Origin of the sequence: Bartonella birtlesii IBS 325, from assembly GCF_000273375.1 — a bacterium.
GTDB classification, from domain to species: Bacteria; Pseudomonadota; Alphaproteobacteria; order Rhizobiales; family Rhizobiaceae; genus Bartonella; species Bartonella birtlesii.
On sequence record NZ_CM001557.1, the window covers coordinates 1200176 to 1216170 of the forward strand.

The window sequence follows — 15995 nt, forward strand, 5'->3', positions numbered from 1 at the left end:
CACAGTAATATAAGCTATGAAAGCGTATTTTTTTAAAGAATGGTAATTCATCATTGAAGCTGAGGGTATGATCAGTTAAAAGGCAACTGTTTAAATTATAAGCACCCGTAGCTCAGCAGGATAGAGCGCTGCCCTCCGAAGGCAGAGGTCACAGATTCGAATTCTGTCGGGTGCACCAAGCTTTTCAATACTATTTTATGTCATTTTTATAATTATATTATTTGCAATAAAGATGGAGCTGTTTTATTAAAATTGATTTTATCTGCTCTTTTGTATCGCAATAACATTGATACAGAAAGAACTTATAAGTGTTCTTATACATGTGGTTAGGGATAATTTTATGATCTTATATTCAAAATGATATAATTTCTAATATCTATCTTTTCTTAACTGTTTATATCTATTGTATTAATATATGTATTTTATATTGGTATTTTTTTTGAAACGTAGTAAATTATAATTAAGATACTATTTGTATTATGCTTAATCGAGAGTAATTTTTTGCTTTTGGTATTTAAAATATCTGAATTTACTAAACTTATTTCTTATCAAGAAGGGGGGATTTATGATGCAAAAATACAAATGGATTCTGCAAATAATAAAAAATCGAATATTGTCTTGAGTTGAGAAAACATGGGTAAAAGGCTTTTCTCATAAAATGATTTATTAAAAAGGCAAGTGGTTGATTTTGTTGTTTATAATGAAGGTAAGAATGAGCAGAGTTCATTTTTCTGATTGATTTTAATTTTCTCTAAAGAGTTACTATAGCGTTTTTTATCTTATAAATTAAGATCAATAGCGCTAAATATTATATTTTAATTAAATGAAAGAAAGTTATGACTATTCTACTAAAACCAGGTGAGGTAACACTTAGCGAACTTGAGGCAGTTTATTTCAATGGTGAGGTAAGCAAACTTCACAGTGATACACATGCTGCTATCAGAAAGGGAGCAGAACGCATTGCTGAAATTTCTGCTGGAAGTGAACCTGTTTATGGCATCAATACTGGTTTTGGTAAATTGGCTTCAATTAAAATTGATGCAAGCGATGTCGCTATTTTACAGAGAAATCTTATTTTATCACATTGTTGTGGTGTAGGAGAACCGTTATCTGAAAATATTGTGCGTTTGATAATGACTTTAAAGCTTCTTTCTTTAGGGCGAGGGGCTTCTGGTGTTCGTTTAGAGTTAGTACATTTACTAGAAAATATGCTTTTAAGAGGAATTATTCCTGTAATTCCTGAAAAGGGATCTGTTGGTGCATCAGGTGATCTTGCTCCACTTGCTCATATGGCTGCTGTTATGATGGGAAAGGGAGAAGCATTTTTTCAAAATATTCGTATGAGTGGAGCTGCTGCTCTAGAGAGAGCTGGATTATCTCCTATTGTTTTGGAGGCAAAAGAGGGGCTTGCTCTTATCAATGGCACTCAAACATCAACTGCCCTTGCTCTTGCCGGCCTTTTCCGTAGTTATCGAGCATTGTGTGGTGGACTTCTTGCTGGAGCATTGACAGTAGATGCTATTATGGGATCAACAGCACCCTTTCATCCCGATATTCATATTTTACGAGGTCATTATGGTCAAATTGTTGTATCGCAAACACTAAAAAAGCTTTTAAAAAATTCAGAAATTCGAGCTGCGCATTTACATGGTGATGTTCGTGTACAAGATCCTTACTGTATACGTTGTCAACCACAAGTTATGGGGGCATGTTTTGATATTCTTATCGCAGCAGCAAAAACACTTATTATTGAGGCGAATGCAGTTACAGATAATCCATTGATTTTGAGTAATGGAGAGGTTGTATCAGGTGGAAATTTTCATGCTGAACCTGTCGCCTTTGCTGCTGATCAAATTGCTCTTGCTGTATGTGAAATAGGTTCCATTTCTCAAAGACGTATTGCTCTTATGGTTGATCCAGCAGTTTCTTATGGGTTGCCAGCTTTTTTAGCACATAATGCTGGTCTTAATTCAGGTTTTATGATTGCTGAAGTAACTGCGGCTGCTTTAATGTCGGAAAATAAACAGATGGCGCATCCTGCTTCTGTTGATTCAACACCAACTTCAGCAAATCAAGAAGATCACGTTTCAATGGCATGCCATGGTGCTCGTCGACTTTTGGCAATGAGTGAAAATCTTTTTACTATTATCGGTATTGAAACGCTTGTTGCAGCACAAGGAATTGAATATCGCGCTCCTTTAAAAACAAGCCCTTCCTTGCAGTCTGTTATGGAGTATTTACGCAAAAATATTGATACTCTTAAAGAAGATCGTTACATGGCTCCAGATCTTCATAAAGGGCATATCCTCGTGCGTGAAGGGCAGTTATTATCTATTTTACCAGGAAAAATTTTTCCTTCATTAAGTTTTCAATAATATTTATTTTGAGATTAGTGAGAAAGGAGAGAATATTGAATTCTGAAACGTTTTCATATAAAATTTAGCAGATTAGCACTATATTTGACTTATTAAGTAAATATATATTTATTTAATGAGATATGTTTTGTACTTATAGTCAATTATCTCTCTTATTATGTTTTTCGTGCTCTAATTTTACAAAAACTATAAAGTTAAAGTTCCTATTTTACGGTTTATATTATGATTTTTATTCTAATTTAGATAATAGCTAAAAGTTATATATTATAATATTATATTTTTATAATTATTATATAAAGTAAAAATAAAAAATTTATTTATCTATTATTATTACTTCTTAATGCTTTATAAGTCATCTAGTTCATTTTTGGTATTTTAAGTAAATAAAGAGAAAAGAAATGTTTAAAGGTGCTGGATTATGCATTTTTACAGAAATTCTTTTTTTCACAAATTTTTGAGGTTTATGCAAATTTTAGGAGAAGTAGCTTTCTAGAAGAGATTTTCATTATTGTAATGTTACAAGAGAAAGATCTTCTTATTTCTACGATAAACAGAGATCTTATTGCTATTTCAGACTAAACTTTTAGAGGAGCAGGAAGATCTGTTATCGGACCAAAAGTCAAAAACATTGCTTTTACCACAATATTTTTTTATTAAAAAGCTTGAATTTAAGGCAGCTCGAGTTCTTAAAAGGCAGGTTGTGGGTGCATTTTATCAGGTTTTTGAAAGCTTGCGAACTTTGGTTATGGGTACAAAGAGAATTTGCTTAAAATAACAAAAAAAGTTTAATGTACGCATATTGAAATTGAATTCGCCTTTTATAGACTTTTAGATTTTTATTTTGGTATACCAAAATAAAAATCTAAGGGCTGATGCTCTACTAAGGCTCATTTTTTCTGTAAAAAATTAGAGAATACAAAATGAATTAAATGACAATTGTCAAAAAATTTATTATTACCTTATTTCAATAAAATGATACAAAATTGTAGGTTATAAAATCTGAATAATTTACAACAAAAGTATTTTTTATTGTTTAGGGCAAAGTATTGGACTGGCTGGTTTTTGATGCCTTTTGAAATATATTCATGAAAGAAATGTGAGGCTTTATTTATCATAGAGCTGATGTTGTTATATAGATTTTTCAAGATTTCAGTGAAGAAGAAAAAAATGGTAGCAAATGAATTGAAACGGGGTATGAATAAGCGTCAAGTTATTTTTTTAGCTCTTGGTTCTGCTATTGGTACAGGTCTCTTTTATGGATCGGCACAAGCGATTAAGCTTGCAGGGCCAAGTGTTTTGATTGCTTATTGTATTGCTGGTTTAGCTATTTTTATGGTTATGCGCGCTTTAGGAGAGATGATTATTCATGATCCACTGCCCGGTTCTTTTGCCCGTTATGCTGCAAATTACATATCGCCGTTAGCTGGCTTTTTAACAGGGTGGACATATGTATTCGAGATGATTCTTGTTGGTTTGGCTGATATCACAGCTTTTGCAACTTATATGGGATTTTGGTATCCTAATGTCGCGCCTTGGATATGGGCACTTAGTATTACACTGATCATTACAGGAATTAATTTAGCCGCAGTAGAAGTATATGGTGAACTAGAGTTTTGGTTATCTTCCATTAAAATTATTGCTATAGTTGCGATGATTATTTTAGGGATAGTGATTATTTTATTTGGTTGGGATACAAGTGTAAATTCTTCTACTGTTACTATTTACAATTTGTGGGAAAATGGTGGTATTTTTCCTAATGGTTGGTTTGGTTTTTTGGCTTGTTTTAGTGTTGTTGTCTTTGCTTTTGGTGGCATAGAAATCATAGGGATGGCAGTAATGGAAGTACAAAATCCTTATCAAACAATTTCAAAAGCAATTAATTCTACCCCAGTTCGTATTTTGCTATTTTATATTATGACATTGGCTATTCTAATGTCTCTTTATCCTTGGAATAAAATTGGTCTTATGGATAGTCCTTTTGTTTCAATTTTTGAAAACCTTGGAATTTCATATGCAGCAAACATCCTAAATATTGTTGTTGTTACAGCGGCTATTTCAGCAATGAATAGTGGAATGTATGGCGCTTGTCGCATGATACATGGGTTATCTCAAGAAGGTTATGTTTTAAAAAAATTTCAATATTTATCAAAAAATGGTGTACCAATTCTTGTTATTTTACTAATCTTCATAATTTTTCTTTTTGGTGTTATTCTTAATTATTTTTACCATGAAGGGCTATTTTTTCTTATTGCGTCAATGGCAACGTTTGCAACGGTTTTCGTTTGGATGATGATTTTACTTTCACAAATTTTTATGCGGCTAAAAATGTCTAAAGAAGTACAGAATAGTTTAAGATTTCCAATTCCATTTTGGCCCATTGGACCGATTTTTTCTATTTTATTTATGGCTTTTATCTTTATTATATTGTGGTTTTTCGATAATACACGGCCAATTCTAATTGTAGGACTTATTTGGCTTATTGGGCTTGTTGTTTGTTTCTATGCACTTAAACTTTACAATTTCAAGAAAAGCGAGGTACACTAAAATATAGATAAGATTTAACTTGGGAAAATAGCTGATGCTTTCAAGAAAAAATACGTCTTATAATTGCTTTCTAGAAATTAAAAATAAATTTCCTAATAATCATGTTGTTTTAAAGCGATATGATAATTATAGCCAATAACAGCAGCTAAACTATATAAAACGGTAACAGCTACAAAACAGAGAAAGCTAAAGCTATCCTTCTTTAATCACCTATATCCCATTGATGCAAGAATTACTTACAATCCTCTACTTCTTATAAGCTATGCTTCAATCTACTCTATTTTTGATATCTGCTAACAATTCTCATGAGAGAGATGGAGAGTCTAACTCCACCATGATTGTAGTACCTATAATTATTATGGAAATTCAAGTTAGAACGTATAGGGAATTACGATATATTTACTTCTGCATTAATTTATTAAAAAAATTAAGAGAGCAAAAATGAAACAAATTTTAAGACGATTGAGTGGTCTAGCTTTATTAAGGATAGTTGGATTTGATACATGAAACATCTTTAAATTTTCTTTAGAGAAGGTATTTGGATGAAAAAAACTTGGTGTAGATTTTACTGGGGCAAGAAAGCCAATTTATCTATTGTGGAATAAAATATCGTCATTTAAGGCAGAAATATTAATGCATTTTTATCGCAAAGCTTAATATATTCAATTTTTAAATATGCTAACAGCTGTTACTGAATATAAGAATAAGACTATTGTCTTATTTATAAAACAGAGTGTATAGTCTTAACTTAGATTGGGGGTGCTAAGATTTTTTTCTTTCTTTAGTTCGGTGAGGAGGTTTGTTATACCTAAAAAAACGGCTAAAAGTCTCATTATTTTTTGAATTATAGAGATGGTGAGGAAATTCTATTGCAATGTCATGTAAAAGTAGATCGTAGCTTTCTCAATTATTAAGTTTTAAAATATGACCTTAAAAAGGAAATTCTTTGCAAAATTTTAGGCAATTACATTGTCGCTCTGATCATTTTGATAAGATTGATGTCAAAATTAAGGAGAAGTAGCAATATTTCCATCAGGTCACTTAAATATGAGTTTTCCATATAATATTTAAGGTATTATCAAGCCACTTATGGTAATCGCGCGCTTCTTGATCTGAGGTATGAACAGAAAAAATAAAACCAGGATATCCACCGAATGCTGGTGGAGGTGGCGAAATATGATCAATTTCAAAGAAAATGATAGTTCTAGCAGTTAGTGGGTGCTGTACAACCTTATCCAAACCTGAAAATCCACAAAATTGTCCATGACCACGAAGAGGAATAATATAATTTGCAGCCACTTTTTTAGCTGAGAGTACATTAGGAAGGTCTGGGTTTGATTCAGCTAAAGCGGCATTCATACAGAGTTTTGCAAATGAAATCTCTGTACCTTGCTCCACAATAAAATGGGAGACACCAGATCCACCTATACGAGCGCCGATCTCAATTATATAGGGTACATTATTGGCATCTAGGCGTAACTCTACATGGGCTGCACCCATATTTATACCAAGAGCTTTCACTCCAGAGCATGCAGCCTTACATAAAGCAATAATTAAAGGATCATCTATATCACAGCGTTGACGATAAATTGTTTCTTCAAACCATGGTCCTTCAGGTTGTCCCTTATCTCCAACAGCCAAAACGTGCACACCTGCTGTATCGACAAAGCATTCCACAACAAACTCTTTTCCTGGTAAATACTGTTCTACTACTAAACCTACAGATTTATTTTCATAGTTGAAACGTGTCATATCTTTATGCTGAACATTCCATACCGCTTTGATGAGATCAGGAAATTCTTCAGAATTTTTAGCTAACATTACGCCTATACTACCAGCTCCAAAAACGGGTTTAATGACCAGCGGCCAACCCAAAGCATGGGCTTGTGATAGATCTTCTGGATTATCTATATAAAAAAATCTTGGTGTTCTAAGCCCTGCTTTAACAAAAGCTTGACGCATTAGATATTTGTTCCGAGTTAATGCCGCTACTTCTGGCTCAATACTGGGAGTATTGATTTTTTTTGCAGCTAAAGCTGTCCATATAATGGCTTCTTCGCAAAGAGTCATAACCCCACCAATATTGCGTTCTTTCACTCCGGCCGCAAAAACGTCTAGAGCTAAGTCTGGATGATCAAAAACAGGAAGCTGCCAAGTTGAAGTTACTGCCGCAGGTAGCTGAATAGGTGCATTTTCAGCGATATCATAAATCATTACTAATTCGATGTTAGCTGCTTTCGCAGCTTCAAATATAAAGGGTAGTTTTGCATTACGCTGACAAACTAACGCCAATTTTTTCATTTTATTTTTTCCTTATAATTTAGAATTTTTGGAACGGTGTTTCAGTTGCCATCCAGATACTTTTGATGCATCTATAAATAAGAGTATCATCCCTATAACAACTACAATCATAGCAATTATTTTGATAGTACTTAGAGAAGTTCTAGAACCAATTATCCATTCACATGCCACTACTGCAAAAGGAGCTAATACGCCGATAGTATTGGCGTATAATACGCCTCCTTCGGCTAAAACTTTTTGGTACAATACGTAACCTGGTGTAGATAAAAAGGCTCCTAAAATCAATATCTTAAATATATCTTCTAACTTAATATGTAATAGTGGAGCAGAATCAAAAATGAATAATGGCATAAATGATGCTGCAGAAATTGTAGTAATCCAAGCCAATGCGGTTAGCAAAGGTAAATTTTTAAGATAACGTTTAGATAACAAGCCATAAATAGAGTAAGAAAGTGCTGCTATTAAAGCAAGACCTATCCCTATCAAGCTATAATATCCATCCTCTACACTGTTTATATTGAATGCTACAGCTGCTACACTAACAATTATCACCCCGCCAAGCTTCAGCCATGAGAACTCAAGGCCATGAGTCAGTGCACCCAATATATAGGTAATACCTGGAATAGTGGCGAGCACCATAGTTAAATCACTAGCTTTGAGCGATTTTAAAGCGCCAAAGCTGCATACAAAATACAGCGAGAATCCTAATACTGATAGAATTAAAAAAGAAGGCATCATTGCAAGCAACGGTAATGATCTTAAAGCGGCTTTTTCACGAAATACTACGATCAACCACAAAGCTGCAGCAGTAGCACATAACCTAAGTCCAACTGCATGCATTACCGGTATACTGTTAACCAAATTCTTAGATAATAACCAACTTATGGAAAACAACGCCAGAATAGTAAAAGTAAAGAATAATAACCGTCCTTTAAAAAAACTCAACGATTTAATCTCCCAATAATGCACGGTGCACAATATGATGTTGAAAAATTAAATTGTGATTACTAAATTTACGGTTTTCTACAATTACTTTGGATATAACCTTAGTATCTGCCAAATAAGCGTTATTATCGAATGCATCAAGTGTTTTTGTATTTGCTATCTCAATATTTTGTTACGCCCCAATATTTCAAAAAACAAGATATAAGAAAAACAAATTCTTTTTAAAAAATTATTTTAATAGCTGTTACCAAATATATGTACAAGATCATTGTCTTGTTTGTAAAAAAAAGGGTATATTTTAAAATCAGATTTAGATTGATAGAATCTTTTTCCTTTTTTAGAATAGAAAAAGAAATCAATTTAAATCTTAATTAGATATATAAATCTTTGAAAAAATCATTTTTTTAATATCAAAAGTGGAACAATATGCGTGAAATTTTGAATCATTTTGATAGGTTCTTGAATAAAAATAGCTCTGTTCAGAAGACTCAAAATCTTTCATGCCAACCATTACCAAAACGATTTTATAGAGAAGTAACAATCGCTTGTGAGAAGGGAGGCTTTTCCCTCTTATTGGATGGATGTCCAATCAAGACACCAGCAAAGCGCCATTTTCTCTTGCCAACGGAAGCGTTTGCTAAATTTATTGCACAGGAATTTACAAACCAAAAACGAGTTATTGATCCAGCAAAGATGCCGATGACACGTCTTGTTAACACCGTTATTGATGGCATCGCTGATGATATGCAAGTTGTTTTTGAAGATTTGTTGCGTTTTGTTGCTTGTGATATGATCTTTTATCGCGCTCAAACACCAAAAGAGTTGGTACAACGACAATGTGAACAGTGGGATCCTTTATTGAATTGGGCAGAAGAAAAACTTGGTGCACGTTTTCATATAACAGAAGGACTTATGCATGTTGAACAATCACGTGAAGCACTCCAAGCGGTAAGCAATTATCTTCGTAAAGTTGAATCTCCTTATATACTTGCTGCACTTCATACAATGACAACTTTAACAGGGTCAGCTCTTATTGCGCTCGCTGTTATGGCAGAAAAAATAAGTGTAGATCACGCTTGGTCTATTGCCCATTTAGATGAAGATTGGATGATAGAACAATGGAGCACTGACAAAGAGGCAATGGCACATCGTACTCATAAAAGAGTTGAATTTAATGCTGCTGCTACAGTTATAATAACCTGTTTGTAAGAATTAAGCTTTCTTTTATTTACGCGCACCTTTTTCCCAATCGTGGTATTTCGTAATTTTTTGGGAATTAACTTTTACTTTTTCAAGACCAGGAAATGCTTCATTGGCGATGTTTAAAATTGCCTCATCGTTTCCACGGATAAAATACCACTTATTATTATCAAGAAGAGCAATAATCTCAGTTTGAATAGAGCACTTTTCCCCAGTACTTGTTTTTGTGACGAACTTTACAGGTATAATGAAATAAGGGATATCATTATCAAGCTTGCCCTCACGTTTTTGCTTTTGGTCGATGTGAATATTCTCAATTTTATAATTTTCTACCAATCGTTCTATTTGGCTTTTCATGATTTGTTGGAATTGCGACTTACTGAATTTCTTTTTTGCAGTTAAGTTGTTGATAATTTGTGGAGGAATAGCGTTCAAGATAGCATCTGCATCGGCATTTTGAATCGCTTTACTGTAAGCGAAAGCTGCTTGTTCAAGGTCTACTAATTTCTGATTAGAAATTGTAGAAGCTTGAGTTGTCAATAGGGTAGAAGCAATGCATAAAAGAATGGAAAATAGAAAACAAATTCGCAGCATTAGAAACCTTGTGGATTAGTTAGATAGATTCCGCAAAATTATAAAGGAAAAAGATACTGGCAAAAAGCTACTTGTGCTCTTTAATGTGAGGTATATCCACAAAAATGGAGATTTTAGCTCTGTTTTAAAATCAAAAAAGTAAATTCATGACTTTTTAGGCAGAATAGTACATATCGAATTCGACAGGATGGGGGGTTGTTTCATAGCGTAAAACTTCTTGCATTTTTATTTGAATAAAAGAATTAATTTGATCATCATCAAAAACGTCTCCAGATTTAAGAAAACTACGATCTTTATCAAGTGCTTCAAGTGCTTCGCGCAGACTTCCGGAGACTGTAGGGATTTCTTTACGCTCTTGTGAGGGGAGGTCATAAAGATCTTTATCCATAGCGTGTCCAGGATGAATTTTGTTTTTGATGCCATCAAGACCAGCCATTAAGAGTGCTGCAAACGCCAAATACGGATTTGCTGTTGGGTCTGGGAAACGAACTTCTACACGTTTTGAATCTGGTGAAGCACTCATGGGAATACGGCAAGATGCAGAACGGTTGCGTGCAGAATAAGCAAGAAGAACGGGTGCTTCATAACCGGGCACTAAACGCTTATAGGAATTGGTGGATGGATTAGTGAAGGCGTTGAGTGCTTTTGCATGCTTAATAATACCACCGATAAAGAATAAGCAAGTTTCCGATAGTCCTGCATATTCATTTCCCGCAAACATTGGTTTTCCATCTTTCCAAATCGATATATGAACATGCATACCTGAGCCATTGTCACCAAAAACTGGTTTTGGCATGAAAGTTGCTGTTTTCCCATAGCTGTTTGCTATTTGATGCACGACATATTTAAAAATTTGCATTTTATCGGCTTCACGAACAAGAGTATCAAAGCGAATACCTAATTCATGCTGGCTTGCTGCCACTTCGTGATGATGTTTTTCAACGCGAACTCCCATATCTTTGAGTGCTGTAAGCATTTCAGAGCGCATGTCTTGGCAAGAATCGATAGGGGGAACAGGAAGATAACCGCCCTTCATGCGTGGGCGATGGCTAAGATTGCCCATCTCATATTCTGTATCATCATTGGTTGGAAGTTCACTTGAATCCAGCTTGAATCCTGTGTTGTAAGGATCAGTTTTATAGCGGACATCATCAAAGATGAAAAATTCCGCTTCTGGACCTATATTGATCGTATCACCGATTCCTAAAGATTTCATATACATTTCAGCTCTCTTAGCGATAGAACGAGGATCTCTACGGTAAAACTCCCCAGAAACAGGATCGAGTACATCACAAAATATAACCAAAGTAGATTGTGCAAAAAAAGGATCAATATGCACTGTTTCTGGATCTGGCATCAATGCCATGTCAGATTCATGAATCGTTTTCCATCCGGCGATTGAAGAACCATCAAACATAACACCATCGTTAAATGTATCTTCGCTAATTTCTGCGATATCCATTGTGATGTGGTGCAACTTTCCTCGTGGATCAGTAAAACGTAAATCAACAAAACGGATTTCGTTGTTTGCAATCTGTTTGATAATATCTGATGGGGTTGTCATATTCAATTTCCTTATGTGGGATTGATGTAGATAAAAAAGGTAAAAAATTTTGTTGTTATTTATTAAAGGGCATCGATTCCAGATTCGTCAGTGCCAATACGAATGGCATCATCAATAGAAAAAACAAATATTTTTCCATCTCCAATATGTTTTGTTTGAGCTGCTTTACGTATTGTGTTAACGGCTTGTTCTAACTTTTCATCAGCAACAACAATTTCAATCTTTACTTTAGGTAGAAAATCAACAATATATTGAGCACCACGATAAAGCTCTGTATGTTCTTTTTGACGACCAAAGCCTTTTGCTTCTGTTACTGTGATGCCATCTAAGCCAATTTTTTGAAGCGCTTCTTTTACTTCATCAAGTTTGAAAGGTTTTATAATGGCTTCAATTTTTTTCATGCTGAAATTATCTCCAACGCTGATTTGTCTTTTTAGACTGCACCACATTATATTGGCAACTGTGAGATGTCCAACAGATACTTTTTACACAAAAAGTCATACATTATGTCACTTAAGGTATTTTGTGGAAAAAAATTTCTTGTTGCATAAGTCAAAGTGCTGTTGCTCCTTGAAAGACATCTCGCAGTTTGCAAATAATATAGTAAGAGATGCTTGGTTTTCTTAAACTCTATCATATTCCCATTTTATAATAAAAATATCTTTAAAAATTGGAATTATATAAAGGTCGGCGCAGCAAAATTTCTTTCAGAAATTTTCCTGTATAAGAAGTGGAAACATTAACAATATCTTCAGGACGCCCAACAGCAACAATTTCACCACCACGATCTCCCCCTTCTGGTCCTAGATCAATAATCCAGTCTGCAGTTTTTATGACTTCAAGATTATGTTCAATGATGAGAACTGTATTTCCTTGCTCGACAAGTTCATGCAAAACCTCAAGTAGTTTAGAAATATCGTGGAAATGTAAACCTGTGGTTGGCTCATCTAAAATGTAGAGTGTACGCCCTGTTGTTTTGCGTGAAAGTTCTTTAGCAAGTTTCACCCGTTGGGCTTCACCACCAGAAAGTGTCGTAGCTTGTTGTCCTACTTTGATGTAGCCAAGACCAACCTTCATGAGTGTTTTTAATTTGTTGTGAATGGTAGGAATAGCTTGAAAAAATTCTTCAGCCTTTTCGATTGTCATATCCAAAATATCGGCTATGGACTGTCCTTTAAATTTTACTTCTAATGTTTCTCGATTATAGCGTTTTCCTTGGCAGACATCGCAAGTAACATAAACATCAGGTAAAAAGTGCATTTCAATTTTGATAACTCCATCACCTTGACATGCTTCGCAGCGCCCTCCTTTAACATTAAATGAAAAACGTCCTGCTTGATAACCGCGAGCTTTTGATTCTAGAAGTTCGGCAAACCATTCACGGATCGGGGTAAATGCGCCTGTATAGGTTGCAGGATTAGAGCGTGGAGTACGTCCAATCGGTGATTGGTTTATATCAATGACTTTATCGAGAAATTCTAATCCTTCAATTTTATCATAGATTGCGGGGCTATGATGGCTGCCCATGATATGATGTGAGGCAGCTTTGAAAAGTGTTTCAATAAGAAATGTTGATTTTCCCCCACCGGAAACACCTGTGATGCACGTGAAAGTTCCAAGAGGGATATTCACACTAATATTTTTTAGGTTATTTCCACGGGCACCAATGATTTTAAGTGTCTTTGATTTTGATATTTTGCGCCGTTGAATAGGCACTTTAATAGCCATTTTTCCTGAAAGATATTGGCCCGTGAGAGAGGATGGATTTTCTATAATTTCTTGCGGTGTGCCTTGTGCTATAATTTCTCCACCATGAACACCTGCAGCAGGTCCCATATCAACTACATGGTCTGCTGTGCGAATGGCATCTTCATCATGTTCAACAACAATAACTGTATTGCCAAGATCACGTAGATGGTGCAGCATTTGCAAAAGGCGTTCGTTATCACGTTGGTGCAAACCAATGGAAGGCTCATCTAAAATATAGAGAACACCTGTCAGACCAGAGCCAATCTGGGATGCCAACCGAATGCGCTGACTTTCTCCCCCCGAAAGGGTGCCTGAATGTCGAGACAAGGTAAGATATTCAAGTCCTACATGATTTAAAAAAGCAAGGCGTTCACGAATTTCTTTTAAAATACGGATTGCAATATTTTGTTGTTTTTCGGTGAGATATTGATGAATATTGGCAAACCAATCATCGGCTTTTAGGATAGAAAGCTCTGATATTTGACCAATATGCATGCCATGAATTTTGACAGCTAATGCTTCTGGTCTTAAGCGATAACCATAACAAGCCGGACAGGGAGAAGAAGACATATAATTCTCGATTTCTTCACGCGAGTAGGCAGAATCTGCTTCTTTCCATCGCTGCTCCATATTGGGGATGATTCCTTCAAAGTAATGGATTTTATTATGCAACCTGGAATCGTTTCTGTAAATAAGAGGGATTTCTTTACCTTTTGTGCCGTAAAGAATAGCATGTTGCGCTTTATCGGAGAGATTACACCATTTGTCTGTGCGTTTAAATCCGTAAACTTTGCCTAGAGCTTCTAAGGTTTGATTATAATAAGGTGAAGATAATTTAGACCAAGGGGCAATTGCGCCATCTTTTAAGGTAAGTTTTTTATTGGGTACAATTTTTTGGGGGTCTATTGTCTTTTTAATGCCAAGTCCGTCGCAGAGAGGGCAAGCGCCAAAAGGGTTATTGAATGAAAAGAGTCGTGGCTCAATTTCAGGAATAGAAAATCCCGAGATTGGGCAAGCAAACCTTTCTGAAAAAACAAGCCGTTTGTGCGTTTCATTTTTTGATTTATAAGCAGACTCTTTTGTGGTTTCTTTTTGTGCTAAAGGTTGGTCTGCCATTTCAGCAACTGCAAGCCCATTTGTCAGCTGTAAACAGGTCTCTATACTGTCTGCTAAGCGAGAGACAATGTCATTGTTTACGACAATACGATCTATTACCACGTCTATGTCATGTTTATATTTTTTATCAAGAGGGGGAATCTCAGGAATCTCATAGAATTTCCCATCCACTTTAGCGCGCTGGAACCCCTTTTTTAAAAGTTCTGTCAGCTCTTTTTTATATTCTCCTTTTCGTCCTCGTACCAGAGGGGCCATAATAAAAATCCGTGTACCTTCTGGTAAAGACATAATTTGATCAACCATTTGGCTTACACTTTGGCTTTCAATGGGGCGTCCTGTAACGGGGGAATGAGGAACACCGATGCGTGCAAAGAGAAGGCGCATGTAGTCATGGATTTCAGTGACGGTACCGACCGTTGAGCGTGGGTTGCGGCTGGTTGTTTTTTGTTCAATGGAGATGGCTGGAGAAAGGCCGTCTATGCGATCAACATCTGGTTTTTGCATCACTTCCAGAAATTGGCGCGCATAAGCAGAGAGGCTTTCAACATAACGGCGTTGACCTTCAGCGTAGATTGTATCAAAAGCTAAAGAAGACTTTCCTGAGCCAGAAAGCCCCGTGATAACAATGAGTTTGTCACGAGGCAGATCGAGATCAATATTTTTAAGATTATGCTCACGTGCACCGCGAATAGAGATATATTTTTGAAGAGCCATATTTTATCCTTGGCGTATGTGACAAAAACTGAGCATTTAAAATAGCATAAAACTGTTTTTTAGAATTACAACGTTTTTCATTATTTTAACGGATAAAAAAAGAATGTAAGGTTATGTGAAAAATAAAATGGAGAAAACAGCTTTTTATTCTTTGATGATGAAATAAACTATGCGTTGTCAGCATCTTTTGTTATAATTACACGATGTGATATCTTAGAAAGGATAGCAAAATCCATATTGAAGGTCAATTGCAGATATGCAAAGGACAAGGTCAAGACAGTAATGACCGCTATACAACAAAAAATTATTTGCGAATTAAAATTTTGGAGTTTATGCGATGGCTGGTAGCCTTAATAAAGTTATTTTGATTGGTAATCTTGGCGCAGATCCTGAGATACGCCGTTTGAATTCTGGTGACCAAGTAGCAAATTTACGTATTGCTACTTCAGAAAGTTGGCGTGATCGTAATACAAATGAACGAAAAGAGCGCACGGAGTGGCATAATATCGTTATTTTTAATGAAAATCTTGTCAAAGTTGTCGAGCAATATTTAAAAAAAGGTAGCAAAATCTACATTGAAGGTCAGTTGCAAACACGAAAATGGCAAGATCAAAATGGCAATGATCGTTATACAACAGAGGTTGTTTTGCAAAAATACCGTGGTGAATTGCAAATGCTTGATGGACGTGGGGGAACTGGTGGGGAGCAAATACAGGGGGTAAATCAGGCGGGTAGCAATTACGGCGGTGGTGGTTTTGGCGGTAGTGCCTCTCATCAAAGAGATGCTTTTGGTCAAAATAATAGCCAAGCAGAAGAAAGTTTTTCACATAAATTAGATGATGACGTACCTTTTTAAGAGCTCTTAAGCTACAATATTATTATCATATTTTTAT

At 35.3% G+C, this 15995-nt stretch carries 10 protein-coding genes and 1 tRNA gene; 5 read left to right on the forward strand and 6 right to left on the reverse strand.

All coding sequences use genetic code 11. The features are described from left to right. Nucleotides 1-101 precede the first annotated feature (101 nt). The 3 genes from QWU_RS05835 (at nt 102) to QWU_RS05855 (ending at nt 4919) form a co-directional block, all read left to right on the forward strand. A tRNA-Arg gene (locus tag QWU_RS05835) sits at nt 102-178 on the forward strand. A gap of 658 nt (nt 179-836) precedes the next feature. Next, the gene (hutH, locus tag QWU_RS05840; RefSeq protein WP_006589419.1) at nt 837-2375 is read left to right on the forward strand and encodes a histidine ammonia-lyase; all 1539 of its coding nucleotides are present in this window, start codon (nt 837-839) and stop codon (nt 2373-2375) included. A gap of 1167 nt (nt 2376-3542) precedes the next feature. Then, entirely contained in the window at nt 3543-4919 is a 1377-nt protein-coding gene (locus QWU_RS05855; protein WP_006589420.1) for an amino acid permease, read from the forward strand. A gap of 1041 nt (nt 4920-5960) precedes the next feature. On the opposite strand, the gene QWU_RS05860 is transcribed toward QWU_RS05855, so the two are convergent. Next, the gene (locus QWU_RS05860; protein ID WP_006589421.1) at nt 5961-7220 is read right to left on the reverse strand and encodes an ATP-grasp domain-containing protein; all 1260 of its coding nucleotides are present in this window, start codon (nt 7218-7220) and stop codon (nt 5961-5963) included. Nucleotides 7221-7232: 12 nt separating this feature from the next. After that, on the reverse strand, nt 7233-8165 hold the full coding sequence (locus QWU_RS05865) for a DMT family transporter (protein WP_081486155.1): 933 nt from the start codon (nt 8163-8165) through the stop codon (nt 7233-7235). A gap of 426 nt (nt 8166-8591) precedes the next feature. Here QWU_RS05865 and QWU_RS05870 point away from each other — a divergent pair, with 426 nt between their 5' ends. After that, nucleotides 8592-9374 (forward strand): ATP12 family chaperone protein, encoded by a 783-nt coding sequence (locus QWU_RS05870; RefSeq protein WP_017196376.1) that lies wholly within the window; start codon nt 8592-8594, stop codon nt 9372-9374. A 15-nt stretch (nt 9375-9389) separates the two neighbouring features. Here QWU_RS05870 and QWU_RS05875 read toward each other — a convergent pair whose 3' ends face one another. The 4 genes from QWU_RS05875 to uvrA form a co-directional block, all read right to left on the reverse strand. Then, entirely contained in the window at nt 9390-9959 is a 570-nt protein-coding gene (locus QWU_RS05875) for a hypothetical protein (RefSeq protein WP_006589424.1), read from the reverse strand. Nucleotides 9960-10113: 154 nt separating this feature from the next. Continuing rightward, entirely contained in the window at nt 10114-11523 is a 1410-nt protein-coding gene (gene glnA / locus QWU_RS05880; protein WP_017196377.1) for a type I glutamate--ammonia ligase, read from the reverse strand. A 62-nt stretch (nt 11524-11585) separates the two neighbouring features. Then, nucleotides 11586-11924 carry a P-II family nitrogen regulator gene (locus QWU_RS05885; RefSeq protein WP_006589426.1) on the reverse strand — a complete coding sequence of 113 codons (339 nt, stop codon included), beginning with the start codon at nt 11922-11924 and terminating at the stop codon, nt 11586-11588. Between the two features lie 262 nt (nt 11925-12186). Beyond that, entirely contained in the window at nt 12187-15102 is a 2916-nt protein-coding gene (gene uvrA / locus QWU_RS05890; protein WP_006589427.1) for an excinuclease ABC subunit UvrA, read from the reverse strand. Nucleotides 15103-15439: 337 nt separating this feature from the next. Between uvrA and ssb the strand changes: the two genes are divergently transcribed. Next, nucleotides 15440-15958 (forward strand): single-stranded DNA-binding protein, encoded by a 519-nt coding sequence (gene ssb, locus QWU_RS05895; protein ID WP_017196378.1) that lies wholly within the window; start codon nt 15440-15442, stop codon nt 15956-15958. The last annotated feature ends 37 nt before the right edge of the window (nt 15959-15995 follow it).

What these genes read in the sequence shown, in the direction of transcription:
- hutH (WP_006589419.1), top strand. Translation starts at nt 837, where the DNA reads ATGACTATTCTACTAAAACCAGGTGAGGTAACACTTAGCGAACTTGAG.
- QWU_RS05855 (WP_006589420.1), top strand. Translation starts at nt 3,543, where the DNA reads ATGGTAGCAAATGAATTGAAACGGGGTATGAATAAGCGTCAAGTTATT.
- QWU_RS05860 (WP_006589421.1), bottom strand. Translation starts at nt 7,220, where the DNA reads ATGAAAAAATTGGCGTTAGTTTGTCAGCGTAATGCAAAACTACCCTTT.
- QWU_RS05870 (WP_017196376.1), top strand. Translation starts at nt 8,592, where the DNA reads ATGCGTGAAATTTTGAATCATTTTGATAGGTTCTTGAATAAAAATAGC.
- QWU_RS05875 (WP_006589424.1), bottom strand. Translation starts at nt 9,959, where the DNA reads ATGCTGCGAATTTGTTTTCTATTTTCCATTCTTTTATGCATTGCTTCT.
- glnA (WP_017196377.1), bottom strand. Translation starts at nt 11,523, where the DNA reads ATGACAACCCCATCAGATATTATCAAACAGATTGCAAACAACGAAATC.
- QWU_RS05885 (WP_006589426.1), bottom strand. Translation starts at nt 11,924, where the DNA reads ATGAAAAAAATTGAAGCCATTATAAAACCTTTCAAACTTGATGAAGTA.
- uvrA (WP_006589427.1), bottom strand. Translation starts at nt 15,102, where the DNA reads ATGGCTCTTCAAAAATATATCTCTATTCGCGGTGCACGTGAGCATAAT.
- ssb (WP_017196378.1), top strand. Translation starts at nt 15,440, where the DNA reads ATGGCTGGTAGCCTTAATAAAGTTATTTTGATTGGTAATCTTGGCGCA.